Here is a 5,086-nt window from a genome sequence, read left to right as displayed (position 1 = left end):
CCCTGATGGAGGAGCTGGGAACCATTCAGGACGAGCTGACTCTGCACGATTTTTACACCATTGACGCGAAGGTGGAAGAGGTAGCACGGGCGCTGGGGCTTCTAGATTTGGGGCTTGACCGGGATGTGACGGATTTGAGCGGCGGACAGAGAACGAAGGTGCTGTTGGCCAAACTGCTGCTGGAGAAGCCGGATATTCTGCTTCTGGACGAGCCGACCAACTACCTGGATGAGGAGCATATCGGCTGGCTGAAGCGCTATCTTCTGGATTATGAAAATGCGTTTATTCTGATTTCCCATGACGTGCCTTTTATGAACGAGGTGGTCAATATCATTTACCATATGGAGAATCAGGAGCTGAACCGCTATGTGGGCGATTACGACCATTTCCAGGAGGTCTATGCGGTGAAAAAGGCTCAGTTAGAGGCTGCTTACCGCCGTCAGCAGCAGGAAATCAGCGAGCTGAAGGACTTCGTGGCCCGCAACAAGGCCCGTGTTTCTACCCGAAATATGGCCATGTCCCGCCAGAAAAAGCTGGACAAAATGGACGTTATTGAGCTGGCTGCCGAAAAGCCAAAGCCGGAATTTGATTTCCGCTATGGCCGCACGCCCGGAAAAATGCTTTTTGAGACAAAAGATCTGGTGATTGGCTACACAGAACCCCTGTCCAAGCCGCTTAATTTCAGCATGGAGCGCGGTCAGAAAATTGCGCTGGTGGGAACCAACGGTATCGGTAAAACCACGCTTTTGAAGAGCATCCTGGGTCTGATTCCGTCCCTGTCCGGCAGCTGCGAGCTGGGTGAAAATCTGCAGCTTGGCTACTTCGAACAGGAAGTAAAGGGTGATAATAAGACCACCTGCATCGACGAAATCTGGAATGAATTTCCTTCCTACAACCAGCAGGAAATCCGCGCAGCCCTGGCCAAATGCGGTCTGACCACCAAGCACATCGAAAGCCAGGTCCGCGTCTTAAGCGGCGGCGAGCAGGCCAAGGTCCGCCTCTGCAAGCTCATCAACCGCGACACCAACTTCCTCCTCCTGGACGAGCCCACCAACCACCTGGACGTGGATGCCAAGGACGAATTGAAACGGGCATTGAAGGAGTACAAGGGAAGTATCCTGCTCATCTGCCACGAGCCGGAATTTTATCAGGATGTGGTCGGGGAAGTGTGGGATATGAGTAAGTGGACGACGAAGACGCTGTAAAAAGAATGTAAAACGAAAACATCGATCTTGCCAAAAAAGATCGATGTTTTTTGTTTAACTGACAACGACATATCACCAAATTTAAATGACAAAAAGACTTGTCAAAACATCTTGACAACTATCCTTGTCAATGCTATGATAACAATGACAAGAAAAGTTGTCAAACACAAAGGAGAACTGAACATTATGCCGTTATTAAATCGTTTAAAGGAATACCGCTCCCGGCTGAATATGAATCAGACGGAGCTGGGGAAGAAGGCGGGCGTATCCCGGCAGACAATCAGTCTGATTGAACGGGGCGATTACTCGCCGTCGGTGACACTGGCTTTGAAGCTGGCAATGATTTGCGAGGTACAGGTAGAGGATATTTTCCGGTATGAGGAGGATGGGGAAGATGAAAGAGAAAAAAGTCAACAGTTATAAAAGAAGTCTGAAAATTATCGCAGTTGCCGCAGCGATAGGAGGCGTGGCGGGAGGTATTTCCGGTGGACTTTATGAGGCAACCAAAGCATCTGGAATTGGAATTGATATGGCAGGAATCACTGCGTTGATTCAAAGTGTGATGACGCCGCTTCTGGGAATCATTTTTGCAGCATCTGTGATTCTGGGGGAGACCAGTTACCGGAGGCTGAAAGCGACCTGTGAAAAGCAGCAGACAGCGGAGGATGAAGAATGCGATCGGCTGGAATATGAGGAAGAAAAAGAAGGGGCCTTTGGAATGAATGTAAGTGTGGTATCCCAGGTGCTCAGTATTCTGGTTTTGACCTTTGGCTACTCTATGAAGTATATCACAAGCGACGGCCATGCATTTTGTTTCCTGGCAGCTTGCATCGTGTTTATCGCCTGCTTTATCTATGAGTATTTCTGGCAGATTCGCTATGTGAAGCTGCTTCAGAAAACCCATCCGGAGAAAAAGGGCGAACCGTCTTCACTGAAGTTCCAGGAGCAGTGGCTGGAGAGCTGTGATGAAGCGGAGAAAGAGATCATATACCGGAGTGCTTATAAGGCCTATATGACAGTGAACCGGACAGTCCCGGTTCTGCTTGTGGGAACGATGGTAGCGAATTTGTATTTTGATACAGGTATGTTTGCGGTGGTAGTAGTATCTGTTATCTGGCTGCTGATGCAGTTTACATACTCGCATTACTGTGTAAAGCTGAGAAAAACGAGAGCGCTGGTGAGATAAGAATACAGCCGGTTGGAAAATAAGTTCTTCCCCGAACACACATTTTGTGTTAGAATGGAATCCGAGGTTTGAATTTATGGAAAAGAGAACGACAATCGGAATCCTGGCCCATGTGGACGCGGGAAAGACAACATTGGCGGAAGCCATGCTCTATCGGTGCGGTGCCATCCGAAAGGCAGGCCGCGTAGATCATGGCGACGCCCATATGGATACACACAGTCTGGAGCGGGCCAGAGGCATTACGATCTTTGCAAGCCAGGCCCAGCTTCAGCTGGGGGACTGGAAAGCAGCGCTTTTAGATACACCGGGACATGTGGACTTCTCTGCAGAGATGGAGCGCACTCTTTGGGTGCTGGACTATGCGATTCTGGTGATCAATGGTGCAGATGGTGTGCAGGCTCATGTGCGGACACTGTGGAAGCTTTTGAAGAAGTACCGGATCCCGGTTTTCTTATTTGTGAATAAAATGGATCAGCCAGGAACGGACCGTATGGCGCTTCTGACAGAATTAAAGGGCGCTTTGGATGGACGCTGTGTGGATTTTACGGCAGATCGGGCAGAGGCGGATATCTGTGAGGACGCGGCGGTCTGCGATGAGGCGCTGCTGGAACAGTTCCTGGAACAGGGAACGTTGAGCACAGAGAGTATCGCTCATAAGATCAGGGAGCGTAAGATTTATCCCTGTTATTTTGGATCCGCTCTGAAAGATGAAGGCGTGCAGGAATTCCTGGGCGCCATGGCGCGTTATATGGAGCGACATATCTATCCGACGGAATTCGGCGCTCGTGTATACAAGATTGGCCGGGATGAACAGGGCAGCCGCTTAAGCTATCTGAAGGTGACGGGCGGTTCATTGAAGGTAAAACAGCTTATCCAGGGCGAGACAGATGGAGAAGCCTGGGAGGAAAAGGCGGATCAGATTCGTCTCTATTCCGGCAGCAGCTTTGAGAACGTTCAGGAGGCGTCGGCTGGCACGATCTGCGCAGTGACAGGACTTTCCCGCACCTGGGCGGGCGAAGGACTGGGAATGGAAGAAAAGGGCCCGGCTCCATCCCTGGAACCGGTATTAACTTACCAGTTACTGCCTCCGAAGGACTGCAATCTGCATGAACTTCTTCAGAAGCTTCGCCGTTTGGAGGAGGAGCTTCCGGAGCTGCATGTGGTCTGGAGAGAGGAGCTTTCCGAGATTCATGTGCGCGTGATGGGCGAAGTACAGATTGAGATCTTAAAAAGCCTGATGCAGGAGCGCTTTGGCGTTCCGGTGGAGTTTGGGGCAGGCAGTATTGTATACAAGGAAACCATCGAAAATGTAGTGGAGGGAGTGGGTCATTTCGAACCCTTGCGCCATTATGCGGAGGTACATTTGATCCTGGAGCCCGGCGAGCCGGGAAGCGGTCTGACTTTTGCAAGCAGCTGCAGCGAGGACGAGCTGGATCGGAACTGGCAGAGGCTGATTCTGACTCATCTGACGGAACGGAGTCATCCGGGCGTGTTGACCGGGGCGGAGATTACGGATATGAAGATTACGCTGGCGGCAGGCAGAGCCCACGCCAAGCATACAGAGGGCGGTGATTTTCGGCAGGCCACCTATCGGGCGGTACGGCAGGGGCTGAAGCAGGCGAAAAGCGTGCTTTTGGAGCCTTTCTATGAGTTCCGTCTTACAGTTCCGGCGGATAAGCTGGGACGGGCCATGACGGATATTCAGAAGATGTCCGGTACATTTTCCGAGCCGGAGAATGAGAATGGCCAGATGGTGTTAAGCGGTTCTGCGCCCGTATCACAGATGCAGGGCTATGCTGCAGAGGTGACTGCCTATACGAGAGGTCTGGGACACCTGTCCTGTACCCTGAAGGGCTACGGTCCCTGCGGCAATGGGGAAGCGGTGATTGCGGCAGCGGGGTATGATTCAGAGGCGGACATACTGAACCCGACAGGCTCCGTGTTCTGTGCCCATGGAGCAGGCTTTTACGTACCATGGAATCAGGTTTTTTCCTATATGCATCTGGACAGCGTGCTGCGTCCGAAAAAGGAGCCGAAAGAAGCGGGACTGGAGACGGCGAGACGCAGTCAGTCGTCTCTGGGAGCCGTGGATCCGAAGGAGCTGGATGAGATTTTTGAGCGGACTTACGGGCCGATCCGGCGCGACCGTCAGGGTGTGGGCCGGGTGGAGCGCAGCTTCCGAAAGGAATCGGAGGATACAGAAAAGCGGGAAATTAAGTTCCGTAAAAAGGAAAAAGAATATCTTCTGGTGGATGGTTATAATATTATTTTTGCATGGGAAGATCTGAAAGCACTGTCAGAAATCAATCTGGAGTCTGCCCGTGGAAAGCTGATGGATATTTTGTCCAATCTGCAGGGCGCACTGGGTTGTACCCTGATTCTGGTCTTTGACGCTTATCGCGTGGAAGGCGGAACCAGAGAAATCTTTAAATATCACAACATTCATGTGGTGTATACAAAAGAAGCCGAGACAGCGGATCAATACATTGAGAAGACAGTCCATGAACTGGGTCGAAAGTATCAGGTGACAGTGGCTACTTCCGACGGCCTGGAACAGGTGATTATCATGGGTCAGGGGGCATCAAGGCTTTCGGCTGCGGGACTGCGGGAGCTGGTGGAGGTAACCGGCAGCGAACTCAGAGAGACACTGGAGAAGAAGCCTGTGGGTGGAAAACACTATCTGTTTGAGAACCTG

General features: G+C 51.4%; 4 protein-coding genes. All 4 read left to right on the top strand.

The features are described from left to right. Positions 1-1,205: ABC-F family ATP-binding cassette domain-containing protein (locus tag ACTRC3_RS11435; RefSeq protein ID WP_440323154.1), on the top strand; the 1,205-nt coding region annotated here is incomplete at its 5' end. A 186-nt stretch (positions 1,206-1,391) separates the two neighbouring features. Further along, a complete protein-coding gene (locus ACTRC3_RS11430; RefSeq protein WP_349163563.1) occupies positions 1,392-1,628 on the top strand; it encodes a helix-turn-helix transcriptional regulator in 237 nt (78 codons plus the stop codon). Beyond that, on the top strand, positions 1,600-2,391 hold the full coding sequence (locus ACTRC3_RS11425) for a DUF3169 family protein (protein ID WP_440323153.1): 792 nt from the start codon (positions 1,600-1,602) through the stop codon (positions 2,389-2,391). Before ACTRC3_RS11430 ends, ACTRC3_RS11425 begins: the two co-directional genes overlap by 29 nt. Before the next feature lie 76 nt (positions 2,392-2,467). Then, positions 2,468-5,086: NYN domain-containing protein (locus ACTRC3_RS11420; protein WP_440323152.1), on the top strand; the 2,619-nt coding region annotated here is incomplete at its 3' end.

Origin of the sequence: Laedolimicola sp., from assembly GCF_051972735.1 — a bacterium.
Taxonomy (GTDB): domain Bacteria; phylum Bacillota; class Clostridia; order Lachnospirales; family Lachnospiraceae; genus Laedolimicola; species Laedolimicola intestinihominis.
Note: the sequence above shows the minus strand (reverse complement) of the source record. Positions and strands in the feature narration are given on the sequence as shown.

Coding starts and splice junctions, on each gene's coding strand:
- ACTRC3_RS11425 (WP_440323153.1), top strand. CDS start 1,600: ATGAAAGAGAAAAAAGTCAACAGTTATAAAAGAAGTCTGAAAATTATC.
- ACTRC3_RS11430 (WP_349163563.1), top strand. CDS start 1,392: ATGCCGTTATTAAATCGTTTAAAGGAATACCGCTCCCGGCTGAATATG.